This window comes from Natrinema pallidum DSM 3751, assembly GCF_000337615.1.
Classification (GTDB): domain Archaea; phylum Halobacteriota; class Halobacteria; order Halobacteriales; family Natrialbaceae; genus Natrinema; species Natrinema pallidum.
Genome location: NZ_AOII01000095.1, coordinates 43,538 through 60,923, shown reverse-complemented (window position 1 = coordinate 60,923; position 17,386 = coordinate 43,538). Strand labels below are relative to the sequence as shown.

General features: G+C 56.2%; 12 protein-coding genes. 9 read left to right on the top strand and 3 right to left on the bottom strand.

Features of this window, described 5'->3' with window-relative positions:
• Positions 1 to 257: 257 nt before the first annotated feature.
• Positions 258 to 761: a hypothetical protein gene (locus tag C487_RS16720; RefSeq protein ID WP_006187010.1), complete on the bottom strand. Its 504-nt coding sequence runs from the start codon at positions 759 to 761 to the stop codon at positions 258 to 260.
• A 108-nt stretch (positions 762 to 869) separates the two neighbouring features.
• Between C487_RS16720 and C487_RS16715 the strand changes: the two genes are divergently transcribed.
• Positions 870 to 1,505, top strand: a complete 636-nt coding sequence (locus tag C487_RS16715; protein ID WP_006187009.1) for a hypothetical protein — start codon at positions 870 to 872, stop codon at positions 1,503 to 1,505.
• Positions 1,506 to 1,591: 86 nt separating this feature from the next.
• Here the strand turns inward: C487_RS16715 and C487_RS16710 are convergent, their stop codons facing one another.
• Both C487_RS16710 and C487_RS20465 read right to left on the bottom strand, forming a co-directional pair.
• Complete coding sequence (locus C487_RS16710; RefSeq protein WP_006187008.1) at positions 1,592 to 2,596, bottom strand: Cdc6/Cdc18 family protein; 1,005 nt, start codon at positions 2,594 to 2,596, stop codon at positions 1,592 to 1,594.
• 1,026 nt (positions 2,597 to 3,622) lie between these two features.
• Positions 3,623 to 4,321 (bottom strand): GNAT family N-acetyltransferase, encoded by a 699-nt coding sequence (locus C487_RS20465; RefSeq protein ID WP_152422526.1) that lies wholly within the window; start codon positions 4,319 to 4,321, stop codon positions 3,623 to 3,625.
• 696 nt (positions 4,322 to 5,017) lie between these two features.
• Here C487_RS20465 and C487_RS16705 point away from each other — a divergent pair.
• Genes C487_RS16705 through C487_RS16670 form a run of 8 tightly spaced genes read left to right on the top strand, consistent with a single transcriptional unit; the run spans position 5,018 to position 17,256 of the window.
• Positions 5,018 to 5,287, top strand: coding sequence for a hypothetical protein (locus C487_RS16705; protein ID WP_006187006.1), 270 nt, complete (start codon positions 5,018 to 5,020; stop codon positions 5,285 to 5,287).
• Between the two features lie 17 nt (positions 5,288 to 5,304).
• On the top strand, positions 5,305 to 5,790 hold the full coding sequence (locus C487_RS16700) for a pilin (protein ID WP_049908226.1): 486 nt from the start codon (positions 5,305 to 5,307) through the stop codon (positions 5,788 to 5,790).
• 52 nt (positions 5,791 to 5,842) lie between these two features.
• Positions 5,843 to 7,603: a hypothetical protein gene (locus C487_RS16695; protein ID WP_049908225.1), complete on the top strand. Its 1,761-nt coding sequence runs from the start codon at positions 5,843 to 5,845 to the stop codon at positions 7,601 to 7,603.
• Positions 7,600 to 8,502, top strand: coding sequence for a hypothetical protein (locus C487_RS16690; protein ID WP_010890506.1), 903 nt, complete (start codon positions 7,600 to 7,602; stop codon positions 8,500 to 8,502). The genes C487_RS16695 and C487_RS16690 overlap by 4 nt, the downstream gene beginning before the upstream one ends.
• 1 nt (position 8,503) lies before the next feature.
• Positions 8,504 to 9,706: a hypothetical protein gene (locus tag C487_RS16685; RefSeq protein WP_006187001.1), complete on the top strand. Its 1,203-nt coding sequence runs from the start codon at positions 8,504 to 8,506 to the stop codon at positions 9,704 to 9,706.
• A gap of 6 nt (positions 9,707 to 9,712) precedes the next feature.
• Positions 9,713 to 13,060, top strand: coding sequence for a VirB4 family type IV secretion system protein (locus C487_RS16680; protein ID WP_006187000.1), 3,348 nt, complete (start codon positions 9,713 to 9,715; stop codon positions 13,058 to 13,060).
• Positions 13,053 to 14,180 carry a hypothetical protein gene (locus C487_RS16675; RefSeq protein ID WP_006186999.1) on the top strand — a complete coding sequence of 376 codons (1,128 nt, stop codon included), beginning with the start codon at positions 13,053 to 13,055 and terminating at the stop codon, positions 14,178 to 14,180. Before C487_RS16680 ends, C487_RS16675 begins: the two co-directional genes overlap by 8 nt.
• Positions 14,170 to 17,256: a type IV secretory system conjugative DNA transfer family protein gene (locus tag C487_RS16670; RefSeq protein WP_006186998.1), complete on the top strand. Its 3,087-nt coding sequence runs from the start codon at positions 14,170 to 14,172 to the stop codon at positions 17,254 to 17,256. Before C487_RS16675 ends, C487_RS16670 begins: the two co-directional genes overlap by 11 nt.
• The last annotated feature ends 130 nt before the right edge of the window (positions 17,257 to 17,386 follow it).

The following is a 17,386-nucleotide window of genomic DNA, read 5'->3' as shown; positions in this document are numbered from 1 at the left end:
CCCGCCGTGAGTGAGGGGAGTTCCGGGATAGTGTTTCGAGTACCTGTCGAATGCATATGTCGCAGTTCCAGCGAGACCAGCAAAAGTGAGCGCGTGCTAGTTCCAGAACTTCCAGAAACTGACTTCGTCGTGAAACAGGGAGAAAGCGGCGCTCCGGCATGACTCAACGATGGTTTCCAGAAGGTGGCCGATGGGCTCTATTTAGATTCCAAGAGGCGATGTGTTCGATCAGCTGGTGGTCAGTCTAGTGACCTATTTCATATTGATTGACCCTCTTCATCACCCTCAGTAAATATACTCTCCAGGTCATCCGCTAAATCCTCACTAACCTGCTCTTGTGCAGCCTCAGTCTTCTTGTTCTCCGTCGATCGTTTTCGGCTCTGGAGAATGATTACCTTATCAAGTTCCTGAAGAACCATCTCGACGACATCATCGATACGCGCCTCCTCATAGTAGTCGAACTCGATTTTCCCGCCCCGGAAGTAGACATTCCCGCTATTGGTCTTGTGTGTCTCCGACTTTACCTCATACTCAGTATCATCGAGTGCGTCCTCCATCACCTCGTACCAGAATCGGTTGCGTCCCCACCTGTGATCCTTGTACTTTTCGCCGGTCTGCTGTGAGAGGTCGGTATTAGGTCGTGAAATCTGGACTGTAACTGTTTCTCCGTCGGATCCAGTGACTTCAATTTCGATGTTGATCTCTTCTCTACTACGCGGAAGCACCTTCGTGAGTTCTTTGGTCCGGTCCATTTGAACCATATGAGCGAAGTTGAAAACATAGCACAAAAATGTTTCTCTGATATCGTATCTTATTTCCTGCTACGCTTCTCCATACACACTTATTAGCTAGAACTCAGAGGTACCGATATGAGCGATGAGGAACTCCAAGCATACGATCTCGACAGAGACCGTGGGATTCTAACTCCAGAGGACCGGAAATTTCTCCTTGGGCAGACCGAATATAAGCATCCTCAGAGCGCTCGAAGGCGTCGGGCCAAAATTCGTCAACGGATTACAAACGCATTTCTGGACTTTACCATTCTTGAGTTCTTGCAAGAACGAGACCGCAATCAGATATTTACAGGTGAGGACAGACGGTCAAAGCTCGGAGGTGGCTTTGCCAGCGCATTCACGTTCCTCTATGACGCACTCATCCGGTCTCGGGAAGATAATGCACACGTGGATATGAACTTGAACATCTATCTGGAGCAGGCAATTGAGACAGTAGACCAATCCCGAGGGTATCGTACGGAATTCGAGATGGATATTGAGCGAGAAGAGCTCGAAGATCCAAACAAGATTTTCCGTCGCGCAAAGGATGAGGGGTTTCACACCCTAACTAGTGCCGAATTTGAACTCCTCTGGAACAGCGAGGAAGTTGATGCAGCAGCCTTCGCGAGTTTCATCAATCAGTTGTTAGAGGACGAGAAACCAATCTCGGCGACAGATATCCAGAAAGAGCGTCGGGCAATTCGGGAGATGAAAGACGATCTGGAGCTGTAGATAAGGACACTTACCTAACGATTCGATTTCTATCCGTATGCACGGATTTCAACAGAGTTAGCTGGTAAGACTGGCTGGTGGTCTCCTTATTCGCGGATCCGGTAGGTCCGATCCCGACTCGTTCCATCTGTGACAATCAGGTTGTAGTGGGCCATCTTCGTCAGGTAATTCCGTACGGTCCGGTCCGATTTCGGGTCTTCAACGCGCTCTCGATACGCAGTGTAGAGAGGGCTCGGCTCGATCTCACCATGTTCTTCGATAATCGTGTAGAGCACACGCTGATGGTGAGTGAGAGTGTCCAGACTCTTCTGCCGGACTTCCTCACGACCGGCGGGGATGGCAGTCTCGATGTGCTCAGCAGTAATTCGTTCACCATTGGCCCGATCAGCGCGGCGTGCTGCACTCCGGAGAATACTGAGTGCAATTCGTGCGTCGCCCGCCGCGGCATCCGCGATCCGACGAAGCTGCTCGTCTCGGATTGCGTTTTCGACGAGGCCCCAGCGGATCCGCGCGGCCATGATGGACACGAGTTCGTCCTCGTGGTAGGCCTCGAACGTGATGCGCTCGCTGCCGGTCAACCGACTCGTCAATCGTTCATCCATCGTCCGCAGGACCGCCTCTTCACGGTTCGCGATCAGGATCATGCTGAACTGCGGGAGTTCGTGGAGATGGTAGATCAGACCTGTATCCTCGAGCTGATCGACCTCGTCGAGGACGACGACACAGGGTGGGCCGTCGTACTGGCGGAGCCGTTCGAAGAGTTCGTCGCGAGGCGTTGATTGCCGATGGATATCGAGTGTCTGACCAAGCCCTTCGAGAATCCGGTGGAGGGCGCGATACCGAGAGTAGTGCTGCCAGCAGTTGACGTACTGGAACTCGGCGTCGAGGACTTCCTGGCGGAGCTGGTCGCCCATGTACTTCGCGATGCAGGTCTTCCCCGCGCCGCTCGGGCCGTTCATGATGACCGTCTCGGGGGTTTCGCCGTCCGCGATGGGTGCGAGTGTTTCCGAGAGATACGTTGTTTCGGCGTCTCGATGCTCAAGATCCCCTGGAACAAACCCTTGGCGGAGAACTCGAGCATCCGTAATCATCTGTGGTATCTGACTCATTCGCCGGACGCAGTATAAAATGGTCGTGAAGTCGTTTCCAGAATATCATCTGAACGGTGCTATGGGAATAAAATCAAAATACTTTGATCGGTCGTAGAGGAGAACATGGCATATTGATAAACGTACTCAACTCACTTTGCTCAATGGTGATCTCGATACTATAGCATGATCGAATTTACATCGTATCTTTCGTTTATCGGTGGATTCTTAGGGTTCCTCGGAACCTATATCGTTGCAATTCCTGACCTTGATCAGCGACATCGTCTTCGCTTCTACCAAAAGTGTTCTCGATTGAATGAATGTATGTGTTTACCCCCAGAAATCGCAGGAGGACAGTAGGTTCAAAATCGGGGAATTCAATTAGAAATCCGTAAAATTCGACCGCCGNTGAGAGATATATAAATCAAATAGAGGGTGCTGTTTTCAGCCGTCTCAGTGGCTCAGCCAGGAACTCTATGGGGGTAAACACATGCGAATGAATTATATGAAGAACGGCTAGAAGCGCGTGAGTATGGGTTTGGAAGCTATTATACATTGGTCGATAATACGCTCTGTTATACCTGTCTTGATCGATTATATCAGAAGGGAGACCTACAGACTGAGACCACTGAAATCCCAGCAAGGGTCGAACTCCATACTGATTGGGTCCGAATATACTACTCAGACGGCTCAAAAACTGAAATAGACTCATACGGATTAGCAAGGTCAGAGTTAATCGAAATCATCGATTTGGCCCTACGGCGAAGATGTCGCACGATGGGTCTCGAGATCGCAGCTGTTGGTATTGTCGTTCTCTTCTTCTCCGCAATTTTGTAGAAGATTGAATTTTTCTAGACATTCTTGGCTAGCGCTTTTTCGTCGTTCTGTACCGTAGAACGGTGTTACAGAATTCATCCGTCTACGTGGGAGATAGCGGGTCATTTACTGCTTCTATCGGTGAAGTGCGGCTAACTAGTTGCTATTTCCAATGGGTATTGAAATCATCATTCCCGTTTTTGGAGCTTGGAGCTATCGAAATGCGAAGACTCGATAACCGGATACGTCTATCTCAGCCGTCTCTATACCAGTCAGATTGTTGTGAATCGGTGTCTGTCTCTTAGAAGGATGCGAGAATACGTCTGGTTCTACTGCTTCTCGTTGCTGTAATTCTTCGTTTGACGCTGAACCCACAACGGTAGATTCGTGATTGTAACTATTACAGAACTTCGTCTGGATCTGGTCTGGTAGAAAACCGTATTGCTCAAGGAATTCTTGGACATCCTCGTCCTTTACTTTCATACTAAATTTATCTCGGCTAGTCAGCGCTGCGACGGCCAGTACGGCATCCATTAGAATTCTTCCCAGCCCGAGCCGGCGGATATCAGGAGGTATCATGAGGTGATGTACGTGGATTCGATTTGGATATAGAGCAAACATCAGTTCGCCACGTTCTTGAGATGCGTTCGGAGAGACACGAACGGTCCCACGAAAATCGGTTCCTGATAAATAGACCTCTTCTCCCATGGCAATATCAATCGACGCAGTTGGTGTTTCTCGACTCAGGTATGCAATATCAAATGACGGGCCAGCTCTCATCCGGACGAGTAGTCCATGAGGCTGATTAGCAGGAGCATCAATCCGGCGTAGAAACGCCTCAAATCCCAATCTACATAGCTCATCCCACGGATCATCAAGCTCAAAGATAAGAACGTTTCCAGAACTCGTCACATGATATTAGCTGTCTCCAATACTCAAAACCCTTCCCAACTTTTTGGCTTCAGACTCAACTCAAAAGCATCATATCGTTATCATCGTTTGGAATAACATTAGGTGTACTGATCGAGTATTGCCCATTCATCACAGTGAGGGCATTTGTGCTTGGTTGCGATTAGGCCCTTTGAGGGGAGATATTCGAAACAGCCCTCACAGGTGTAGTCGCCGCAATTATCGCACCGATAGCCGTCGAGGATTCCACCACCACAGTCGCCGCAACTATCCATCGGGTGACGCATTTCTCCTGCAGCGTCTTAACCTCCGGTGTAGAATAAATCTCCTACAGGAGTTGGTGCCCTGTACTTCGTATTGCCGTATCGCTATTCTGCTATCCGAGTGATAACACGGCAGACGATTGTTATATAAGCCTCAATACATTTATTCACCAAGGTCTATCTCGTACAGAAAGCATATACGAGGGGTATGTGTTTACCCCCAGAAATCGCAGGAGGACAGTAGGTTCAAAATCGGGGAATTCAATTAGAAATCCGTAAAATTCGACCGCCGNACTGAGAGATATATAAATCAAATAGAGGGTGCTGTTTTCAGCCGTCTCAGTGGCTCAGCCAGGAACTCTATGGGGGTAAACACATGCTACGAGGGCAAGCAACATCACAGATTATCGGTCAATCGCACATAACCAACTGACGAATGTCACGGAACACCATCAACACGACTGTGTCGATCATGCCCGCCGATGCGTTATTCCTCAGCTGGGCGACCGGCATCAACGCATCCGGGCTCTTCCGTGAGGCATTGGCCGAGCAGATGGCTTACCGAGATATCGACCGCGACGAACTCTCGACGCTCACCGAGGAGGCGCTCACCGATACTGACCGAGACCTCGATGACCTCCTCGAACAGACCTCCAGCATGGAGGATATGAACGCCCTGCTCGAAGCAGACCCTTCCACCGACTAGCTCCCCAGAAAACGTCTATGAGTCAAGCACCCTCTGACCCCGCGAGCGATGCACCGTCAACTGAAACAGCCCCTACTGACGACCAGACCGCCGAGTCGACGATCAGCCACCGTCTCAAAACAGTCCTCGCCCGAGCGCCCCCGCGGTTTGTCTCCCTCACGATGGGGCTCGCGTTCCTCGTCGTCGCTGTTGGCCCGGCTGCCGCACAGAGTCAGGTCGGCGACGTGTACTGTAACACTGGCGTCGCGACAGGGATTGACCTCGTGTTCGGCGCGGTCGCTGGTCTCGGCCTTCCCGCAACCGGTTTCTACACCGGGAAGGCTGGCCTTTCGTACATGCGGGCCGGCGGTAACCCCGAGAAGAAAAACGATGCCAAGGAAAAGCTCGTCATGTCCGGCATCGGCTTCGGCATCGTCACCCTCGCACTCGTCTCGCCAGAACTCATCGACAAGGTCGGTAGCCAGATGGGATTCGGCTTCTCAGACTGCGTCAAACCATTTTAGGCCCATCTGAGATCGACAGCGAACTATCCCCGCGTCCCTTGCCCCGTACATCATGTACTCCCTCCGCACGAAGGCTGCCGTGCTTGCCCTCTTTCTCGTGAGCAGCAGCGCTGTAGTTGTCGTTGCGGGAGGCATGGCTCCCGCCACAACACCCGATTCCGGGTCCGCTGTTCCTGACGATGGACCGGACTACGGCGTGAATAACAGTACGTTTCAGCGGCTCTGGTCCGAGGATGCCGACAACGGCAACCTCTCAGCAGACGATTTCGACGATGCAAATGTTTCATCGCGCGCCGAGTTCGCACACCGACTTGCTCGGTCGACGGACATCCCATTCGATCAGCCACCACAGGCTGCTGAGGACTGGAACAATGGAGATTTCGGTGATTTTAGTCCTGGTGGCCGAGATTCGTCTATCCATCCTGAAAGTGCATCCCTCGAAGATGGTGTGTACATTAAGGATGCGTATGTCAGCATCTTCGCCACTCAACCGTCGACGATCCTCCACCAAGGGAACGAGACGACGCAATACGTTGCCCCAGACGGCCAGGTTCGCGCACTCAGTGACTATCGCGTTGCCGTTCCCCAGGGTGATCAGAACGGGTCACAGCGTGAACGCTGGTCGATCGACCAAACGAGTATCGAGTCTGTTGAGCTCTCCGCTGATGGACGAACCATCGACACTGGGAACGGCCATCAGGCAACGCTCCAGTATACCGGCCTCTCGGGTTCGCCACAGCTGACCGTCGAGGCCAATATCACGGTAACGCTTCGTCATGTCACGCTGGATTGCCCAGACTGGAACTCCTCGATATCCGGTTGTGACGGCGACTGGACTCGCGACGTCGAAACCCTCGAAGCGTCGAAAACGGTGTCGACGTCACAGAAGGTCGTTGTCAATCGACTCTCCGGCATTTCTGGGAACCGCGTCCAGTTCGAGACACACAAGAACCGGGTCGGCGCAGTCATCCATCCAAGCACTGAGTGGTCGACGATTACCGTCGACGGCGACGTTCGAGCCCGGAGCAACTGGTGGTTCTACACGGCCGGCCGATCCGGCTGGCAGACGATGGTCACGACCACTGCGACCAACACGTCGCGTGCTGAGTCGTCGGTGCGTCCCGTCCAAGTTCATGCATTCCCGAGTCAGCAAGCGCCGTACGTACCGACTGAACCGACCGACGACGGGAAGCGACCATTGGCCATCGAAGAAACGTGGGGAACAGAGCTGACAGGGCCGTCGCTGCCGGTGAACATCGATCTCGAGTCTGCTGACCCGTACGTGAATGCAGATTCGATAGCTGTGAGTTCCACAACCCTCGACGAGAGCGCCTTCCGCAAGGTCACAGTGCAAGGCATCGTCCGCGGGCAATCACGAACAGTCTCCCTCTCGGAGCAACAGACCGTCCGCGAAACGAATCTCGACTTGACCGTCACCGAAGCCAACGCTACCCACGCGGTCGTCCGGGCGATGGTCACCGAGAACGCGAGCGATGACGCTGTCACGACTGGCCGCGTGACAATCCGGAATCAGACCGCGACACTCAACAGTAGCGGAATGGCCGTCGTTACCATCTCGAAGCCATCCCTGCTCGTTCACGGCCAGTACCAGTCGGCCGCATGGTGGCGCACTGACCAGCCCTACGCGGCGTCGGAAGACATCACGAAAACCCCCGCGAACTTCCCCGATTTCCAGACGCTCATCCAGCTCGCCGTCGTGACGATTCTCTGGTTTATCCCCGTCGCTGTCCTGGTCTTCGGCTTCGACTACATGTCCGATGGCGCGCTGCTTGGAATCTCAAACCGAACATGAACGACAACACCAACTCACCCAGTCACAGCAGGTGTATCGACCGCCGAACAGTCCTCAGTGGACTCAGCGGTGCCCTTGTCGCGCTCGCTGGATGCACAGACAACCCCGGTACTGGCAGCGACACACCCGCAAACAATACCAATCCGATGACTGAGTCACCTGCATCACAGTCAGGCGTGTTTGCGGGGGTTAGAGTCGCCGGCAGTCAACTCGTCGTTACACTCGCTAATGATACGTCCGCTGATTGGGTGCGTCGCTTTGGTCCAGACGGGAATCTCTCAGAGAAGGCGAAGGTCGCACCGGGCGGAAGGGAAACTTCGTTTGATCTCGTCGGACAGAGCACCGACGGCTACACACCGGGAACGCACCGGCTCGTTGCCGTCAAGAATGATGAAACGCTCGGCGAGATAACGCTCGACCTCGAACCAGAGGTGACGCTTACCGAGTTCCAGTGGGCGAAAAATCATCCTGACATGGAGTGGGACAAGTCAGCAAATAATTGGGAGACCCACGCCGCATTTCTCCTGAAAAACACGGGGAGTGGACCAGCAATGCTCGCTCGAACTCGCTGGCGGAATGCACCGTTCGTCCTTCGCACCGATGAAGACGAACAGACATTCGAACATACGAAGTCGCTCCCACCAGGTGAAACAACGGCGGTCTACGCGATCCCGCCAGTCTACGAAACCAGTGGCGGTCTCGTCGGTGCGTCTGCCGTCGAGTGCGAAAACATCGACACAAAAACGCTGCACCTGACCGCCATTGTCGAACCGGGATCTAACCCATCGTATTCGCAGACGATTGAGTACGGTGGGGAAGAAGGAGCCTGTGAACTCACGATTGTCGGTAGCGAGACAACTGACCAAACCTCGACAACATCGAACGGGAGTGATACCTGATATGGGATGGCTCGAAGAAGAGGTGAAGAATGCCATCATTGATGTCCTTACTCGGATAAAGGACGGGCTGCTTGGACTTGCACAAGACGTCTTTCAAGCGCTCTTACAGCCGATCGTCGGTGTTCCTGCGCCAGAATCCAATTCCCGGTACATCGTCGTCGGCGCACCATCGAATGACCCGTGGCAGTCAATATACCAGGATTTCTATCTCCCGTATATCCTGCCACTGACGATTATGCTGTTAGTCGTCGCTCTCGCCTTTATCGGACTCCGAGCGGGCTCTATTAGCGAGTACCGCCGCAAGCGACTCCTTCGCCGGATTGGCATCGTGTTCATGGGATCGTTCGTCTGGTTCCCGCTCATCTCGATTCCACTCCAGTTCGTGAACTCGATTGGAATGACACTCGCACCCATTGAGCAGATGTCATCTGGGTTTGGAGGGATGGCGAAAGCAGGACTCGGAGGCCTGATTGCCGTGTTAGTGATGGTCTTTGTAGAGAATATTCTCCTTCTCTTGGCCGCATTCGTCTATGGTCTTCGATGGCTCGGTGTGATCGTACTGACGCCACTGATGCCGTTACTCGGCGTTCTGTGGGCGGTAGACGTATGGCCGGTTAATTCCATGTCGAATATCGCACGCCGAGGAGCAAGTATCTATCCGGGCCTCATTATCGCAGGGATTCCGGCCGCGGTACTGTTCCGACTCGGGTGGCAGACTGACCCAGCCAGTGGATTAAGTGCGTTATTTGCGTTGCTTCTCGGTCTTTCGCTCATTCCAGCAGCCTGCATTGCGAGTATTCTAACGGTCTATTGGAGTGCGCCGACGCTCCAGCGTATTGCCCACTCCGGTGCGGGAGCAACCGCGAAAGGTGCGCCAAAAGCAAAGAATGCCGCGAAGAAAGGCACCGGAAAATCGGTTCGCGGTGCCCGCAACGTCCATCGAGGGTACGCTCAGAACGGGCGCGGGCCGGTGACAAAGAGCGGGCAGACCCAGCTCGGGAGCGGTGACTCAAAAGCCTACAAACTCGGCTCGTCTGCGCAGTCAACGAAAGACCACGCAGGCCGCTACAACAACCTCCGGAAATCGAGGACGGGGCGGATGCGCGATAAGACGAAAGAAGACGTGAATCAGGCCACACAGGCGGCGAAGGCCCGGTCGAAGCAGGCGTTCAGGAATACGAAAAACAAGGTTTCGCGGTGGTGACGATTCATGAGTACGAACACTGACGATCACGAGTATAGTGCACGACGAATTCATCAATCACTCGGCGGGACGACCGCGTTCTTCCAGGGGTACACCATCGGCGAAATCATGCTGTTCGTCGGCGTGGCGTTTGTCACGCTCATCGGCGCAGCACTCGTCCCGGCTACCTTCACGATCCCAATCCTCGGGTTCGGCATCATGCTCGGACTCCTTCTGGGATTACTCCACAAGGTGAAGCCCTCCTACCTGTGGCTAACCGAGTGGCTGGCCGCCCGGCTCGGCTGGGCGGTCAAGAACAAGGAGTACACACACGGTGAGAATAACAGCGAGGTCCGCTACTTGACCCGCGTAGGGCAGGTCTTCCCGCACGCCATCGAGCGGTCAGACGGCGCGCTCGTCGGCGCAATGAAAGTCGAGCCGGCGAATATGGCGCTCGAAGACGACGAAGCGTGGGCGAAAGCCGTCCAATCGCTCTCCGAGTTCGTCAATGCGACCATCGACTTCCCCGTGAAGTTCTATCTCACTAGCCGGGAAGTCGACCAGGACGACGTCGTCCGCGGCCACCAGCGCCGCCTCGGTGACGCCGATGTCCGCTCACGGCCCGTCCTCAAACGGCTGCTCGAAGAGTACATCACCACCAACACCGATCAGAACGGCGATATCGACTCCGAAAGCACGACCATCCGCGAATACTACATCATCACCGCCGTTCGCGACGCCGACGTCGAACAGCTCGACGAAACCGGTGACAGCGTACTCGCCTACCTCGCCGACATACCTGTCCTGGGGCGCGTGTTTGGCCGGTTTCAGTCTGATGGTCTCTCCGAGGCCGAACGCGACCGCCTCAAAGAAGATAAGTTGAAGTCCCGACTCGGACAGATCCGCCGCGGTGGGTCCTCGCTCTACCGCTGCTCGGTCAGTCCCGTCGACGCCTACGACCTCACTCGTGTGACCAAAGAATACTGGACGGGACGTACTGAGGAGTACGGCGACATCACTGACGCGATCGGCACGTTCCCGGTCGTTGCACACGGCATCAGCGACGACGTGCCGTCGACCCCTGACCCAGACGACGTCGTCGACGCGATGGACGACGACCAGTACAGCAGGCGTGGCGCTTCGACCAACGGTCACGACCAAGAGAGCGACGAGTGGGACGTCTCCGTCGATGACCTTGACGACGAGGGCAGCAAGGCGTCAGAAACGGACGACGAGACGGATATCACCTACGAGAACCGACTTGACGACACGTCGACGATCCACCAGTCGGTCATTGCGCCGTCGACAGTCGACTGGGAGACGACCTACGCCGTCATCAACGACGAAACGTACATTCGGACGTTCTGGATTGAGCAGTTCCCGGAGGAACCTGCCGACGGGATGCTTGAGCGATTGCTGCTGGAGACAGAACTGCAGACGGACATCAGCATCCATCTCGATCCGTTCGACAATCAGTCGGCCGAGGACATGATGGCCGACTGGATTTCGGATCTGAAGGTCAACCAGCACGACTCGAATAGCCTCAAAGCCGAAGACCTCCAGGACGACATCGACCGGGGGAAGTTCATGCGGTCACTCGTCCGGGCGAACAAAGCGTCGTTCTACCGTGGTGGCGTCTTCATCCGACTCTCCGCCGAGAGCAAGCAGGAACTAGACAACCAGTCGACGCGCCTGCGCTCGATTGTCAAGGACGCGCCAGCGAACTGTACGCTCAAGGTGGCGAACCGCTGGCAAGAGAAGGGCCTTGCGACTGTCTCACCCCTCGGTCGGAATGAGCTTGGTCGTGATCGGATGTCGACACTCACGAATCAGGCGGTCGGCGCGATGTTCCCCTTCTCATCGAACTACATGATGATGGACGAGGGCGTCGAGTACGGCTACCACGGCCACAACGGGTCACCCGTCCAGATCAATCCCTGGGAGCTCGAAACCGGCCATAGCGAACTCGTCGTCGGAATGCCCGGTGCGGGGAAGACGTTCGGGGATATCATGCGCCACCTGCGGATGATGAAGCGCCAGCAGGAGACGATGCTCGTGATGATCGACCCGGTTGGTGGGTTCAAAGGCATCGCCGACGCGCTGAACGCGAAGACGATCTCTGTCGGGGGCGACACACAGCTGAATCCCCTGGAAATCCGTGAGACGCCCCAGGAGGTGCTCGAATCCGAGGACGGTATCTCACCGTTGTCCGCGAAGAAAGACGAGGTCTACGCCATCCTCGAGAACTTCCTGACCGCTCGCGATATCAACCTCGGAACCGAAACGGGCGTTCTCTCGTACGTCATCGACGAGGCGTACCGACAGGCCGGTGTCGTCGAGGACGACGTCAGCACTCACACCCCGGAGAACTCGCCGACGATGACGGACGTCCATCGTATCCTCGCGGATATTGCCGACCATCCCGACGAGCACAACATCGCAGCGTCCGAATCTGCTCGCGAACGCGCCGCCAAGTATGCCGACGAACTCGCAATCGCATTCCAGCCGTTCCGTGACGGTGGTGCGTACGCCAACCTCTCTGAGCGGTCGGAGATCGACATCCTCGAAGGCGACAACAAGGTCGTTTACATCGATCTCGGGCAGATCGAGGGGAGTGCGTCGGGAATCGACCGCCAGACGTTCCTGATGCAGCTGCTCTTGTCGACGGTCTACCAGCAGGCGAAAAAGACCGATCGAAACGTCGAACTCGCCATCGACGAGGCCCACTACCTGTTCGAGGATCAGGCGAATCTCGATTTCCTCGAAACGGCGTTCCGCCACCAGCGCCACGCCGGCCTGCGGATGGTACTGCTGTCCCAGACTGCCCAGGAGTTCTACGAGACCGACCAGGCCGAGAAGATTCTCGGTATGTGCCCCATCAAAGTCTTCCACAAACTGCCCGACTTGGATGACGAGACGGCCGACAAGATCGGGCTCACGCGTGAGCAGCGCCAGTACGTCCGTGGGGCCGACGCAGGCAAGGAGGACCTCGGATACAGTCAGGCGCTCGTCCGCGTCGAAGAACACGGGACGTACCCGCTGCACGTCGTCGCTGACGAGTTCGAGAAGCGCGTCATTGACTACGAACCCGACGATCGCGAGTTCATCCAGCAGACGATAAGTGCCGAACCCGAGGATCTCGTCGACTTCGAGGAATTCGTGGAGAACGAGGCGCGGCTGAACGCGCTTACCAACCGCTACGACCTCTGCGAGGACGAGGCGGCTCGCATTCTCGATGATGGGTTCACCGAGGACGAGCTCATTGAAGCGGTCGTCGCGAACGCACGGCGGAACGGTACGGTAGAGACGTCCGCCCTCGCTGACGGTGGAGACGACGCTGTCCAGTCCAATGAGGAGGGTACCGACGATGTTTAGTCAGCTCCTGAGTGGCAACCCGCAGTACGACGCAACACAGCTGGAGTTCGAAGAGCCGTTCGTCCAGCACCCGGAGAGTGCGCCGGGTATCCTGCTCAGAATTCGTCCGTTCAAAGAGAATCAGGGAGTCGTCGACGGCGCCGGACTGCTCCAGTCGGTCCACGACGTGACGACGAACTTCCGGGGGAAGAACACGAGCGACCACCACTCCTTCGAGGTTTGGTTCGACGAGGGGAAGATCAAGTTCTATATGCACGCTGCGACTGAGGCGGCCGCCGACAAGTTCCGCCGCCGTGTCGGGAACAACTACGCAAACAGCGAGGTGTTCCCCGTCGAAGGTGGGGCTGCCTTCCCCGTCATTGAGCCCGACGAGTACGTCGCTGGCGCGTGGCTGGAGATGGAGAAGCTCCCCTATTACCCGATTCGCCATCACAACAGCGAGGAGTGGGAGACGGATCCATATGGCGAGATCACGAGCGAGATGCTCTCGCTCGACGACAGCAAGGTCATCACGCAAGTCGTCTTTCGACCGGCCAAGCAGTCCTGGACGGGGGGCGACCGGTTCAAGCACAACAGCGTCGACGACCTCGCCCACGCGCTCCGCCAGGGAACGTCGGTGGGATGGCTCAATCCCCGAACGCGACCAGCGAGCGAGAAGGACAAGCAGGCCGCCAAAACCATCGAGCAGCAGCGCGGCCAGCAGGCATTCCACGTCAACATCCGTGTGGTCGCAATTTCAGCAGATAAGGACGAGGCCGAGGCCCGTGCCCGTGGGGTGGCCGGGATGTTCAGAAAGTACTACAACGCGATCACCGAGCAGGGTCTCGACGATACGCCGGTGTGGCATCGGAAGGAAGCCAAGCGTGCGAGTCAGCTCAAACAGCACGTCACCCGGATGGCCGACCGCGAGTGGACCGACCGGCGTATGATTATGACTGTCGACGAGCTCGCTGGCGTCGCACACATCCCGAACAACGAGATCGAGACGCCGAATATCGACTGGCGCTACACGCAACGCGGTGACCGCGTCCCCGCCGACGCAGGCCAATACGAACCGCCCACCGACAGCGGAGATGCCAACGAACGCAATGCTGACAACAGAGGACACAATGGTGTTTGACCGATTTTTCGATCGTGACGACTCCGAGGAGTCGCCTCCAGCGTCCGAGAAGTCCACAGAAGACGAGGAAGTAGATCCCAATTCGCAGACCAACGGAGACGAGCGTTCAACGTCCAATTCACTATCGGCTTCCCAGACCCGACTCGGCGAAACGTACGATATCAGTGAGCGAGACACGGCCTACGTTGGTGGGAAGTCCGTCATCACCGAAACAGCAGGTGAGGGCACTGTCGCAGGGTCACACGTCCGAGAGATGTTCGAATCGGGTGTCGACACCTCGCCCGCCCCGCTCTGGATCGGCTACGACGAGGACGCCCAACGTGGATTCCGTGAAGCACCGCTCCGCTTCGAGTCGCTGTTCCGGCACATCTGGATCACGGGCACCACCGGCTACGGGAAAACCACGGAGTTGCTGAATATGATGATCCAGTGGGCGTATTCAGGGTATGGCTTCGTATACTTCGACCCGAAAGGTCGCGACTCCCGTGAACTCCTGCGGAAACTCCCCGAAGACCGTCTGGACGACGTCGTCTGGATCGAGCCCGGATCGTCAGAGCACGACAAGACGGTCGGACTGAATTTCCTCGAGGTTCCCGACTGCAACACCGAGGAGGAACGTGAAAACGAAATCGAGAATCGCATCGAGAACCTCAAAGCAATCTTCGATACGGACGAGTACTGGGGGATCAACATGAAGTCGATTACCGAGTCGATGGGTCGGGCGATGATGCAGTCCGAGAAACCGTTCTCGGTGATCGATATGTACTTCACGCTGTTGAACGCCGAACGGCGCGAAGAGTTCGCCCTCGACGTCGACGACCCGTATGTGCGCGAATTCTGTCTCGAAATCGCACGGATGGACGACGAGACGGTCCGACCGCTGCTCAAGCGAATCAAATCGTGGGTCGAAAACTCGGTCATCCGGCGAATCATCTCCCACCGCGAGAGCACGATCGACTTCCGCGACATCATCGACAACGACCGAATCGTCATCGTCCGCACACCCGTCGAGAACACGGACATCAAGAAGATGGTCACGCTCGGCGTGATGCGGAACCTCTGGAGCGCAATTCAACAACGGTCATACGAGCGAGACACCGATCCAGACCCCTACTTTGTCCTCTGTGACGAGTTTGACGACATCGCGAGTGACAACCTCGATATCGAATCGATGCTCGCCCGTGCCCGGTCGATGCGTCTCTCCGTGACGCTTTCCTCCCAGTACCCGTCGCAGTTCGACGAGGATACGCTCAAGGCGATGCAGAACAACTGCGACAACCTCATCGCCTTCTCGGTGAACGATGTCGACGACGCCCAGCTCTTGATGAAGAGGTTCCGAAACTACACGGCAGAGGACCTCATCTCGACCGACCAATACCAGGCCTGGACGAAACTGCCTCTTGACGGCGGTCGGTACTCCGAGCCCGTCCTTCTCCGCTCGTTCCCGCCGTATCCACCGCTTCGGTCGGCTGATGCGGTCGACGATATCATCGAGCAGAGTTTAGACCGGTACGGGACCGACCCGCTGACCGACGCTGAGATTATGCAGAACCTCATCTACAGCGACGCCAACGAAGCAGCAAACCCGACGAAAATCCTGGATGAGACGATGGCGGAGGCGATTCGCGCAGTGCAAATACGGGAGGACGTACGGACGGAGAACGGTTGGGTAGACGTCACCGCCGTCGACGAAGAACTCTCCGTACGCCTTGGGAACAGCCATCCCGACATTGACTTTGAGTATGATGACTTGCCGGACGTGCGTGAAACGTCACGGTTGCTCGAAGTCGAACTGAAGAACGACGACATCGTCGCCCGTCTCTCCGACGAGGGGGAAACGACGGTACAGCCTGAGACTGGGGCTGTCGGATCGGCGGGCGGAACAAGCCACGATGCAGTACTCATGGATACCGAGACGGCGCTCACCGAGCGCGGGTTCAGCGTCGATATCCTCGAACAGGACGGGAGCGAGCAACCCGACGCCACTGCGACCCACCCAGACCACGACGGCGTGTTCAATATCGAGGCCGAGACGACGACACCTGACCGACCCGCGAAAGTCTTGCAGAACCTCAAACGAGCCCACGAGGCCGACCGGATACCATTCTTCGTCGTCCGTCCTGGTGATTCCGACACGAAGTGGGCCAAGCGAATCGAGAACATCCTCTCGCCGCCGCTGAAAGAGCGGGCCGACGGCACCGAGCAGTTCTATAATCGCGACGAGATCGTGATGTTCGGCGGTGGCGCGACCGCTCACGGTGGGGTAACCGCTGTTCGGCCACGCACCGCAGACACAAATCGGACTGTCTGGACGCGAGACGCTGACGAGCGCGTGCTTTCAGACGGCGAGATGGAGTTCGCTCGCGTTCCAGACGAGGGAACGCTTTCCAAAAACGGCGTTCCGGCCTACTATAGCCACGATCGAGAAACCGGCCAGTACACCGTCCACAAACCTGGAGATACCTGCGTCTATGACTCGAAAGACGGTTTCGAGGCGGATTGGACCCCGATCAAACGGCCATTCATCCCCGACGTCGATCTACCAGATGCAGACGTTTCGCGCGACAGCTACATCTTACTGATTTTGCCAGCTGACGGTAGTCCAATGATTTTCCAGCAAGGAGAGACGTATGCGCTGTCCAAGAATCCCGATCCCGAGGGGCTGTGGCCGGACGATTCCACCGGTGATTCAGGCCAGGTCGAGGTTTCGACGACCGGCCTTGGCAGGGATGCTCCACTAGATGCCGATGCATCTGATTCGTCATCGAAAGACGAGTCGATGGACATCGACCCGGACGGCGACGGTGTTGAAGCGTTTACAGCGATGTACGTCAGGCAGGCCGATGGAGCCAAAGTTCCACAGGATGATCTGTTTCAGGCGTACGCCACATGGACTGACCAGCACGATATCGACGGGACAACCAAGGGTTGGTTCACTCGGAAGTTGCGGAACGTAGTCGACCTCGACACCGACCGGTCTAGAGTAGATGGTGACCGGGTTCAGTTCTACCTCGGACTCACCTTGACACAGGAGGGGTATACACTACTCGATCAAGGAGATGAACCAGATATATGATATACTGTGTTAGTGCTTCTGAGAGTATCCCTGTTCGATGGCATCTCGTCTGCGATTCTCTCCGAAATAGCCCCTCACACAGCCAGAATCCAGCATTTGCTTCACCTGTCCACGCAGACTGTCCATCCAA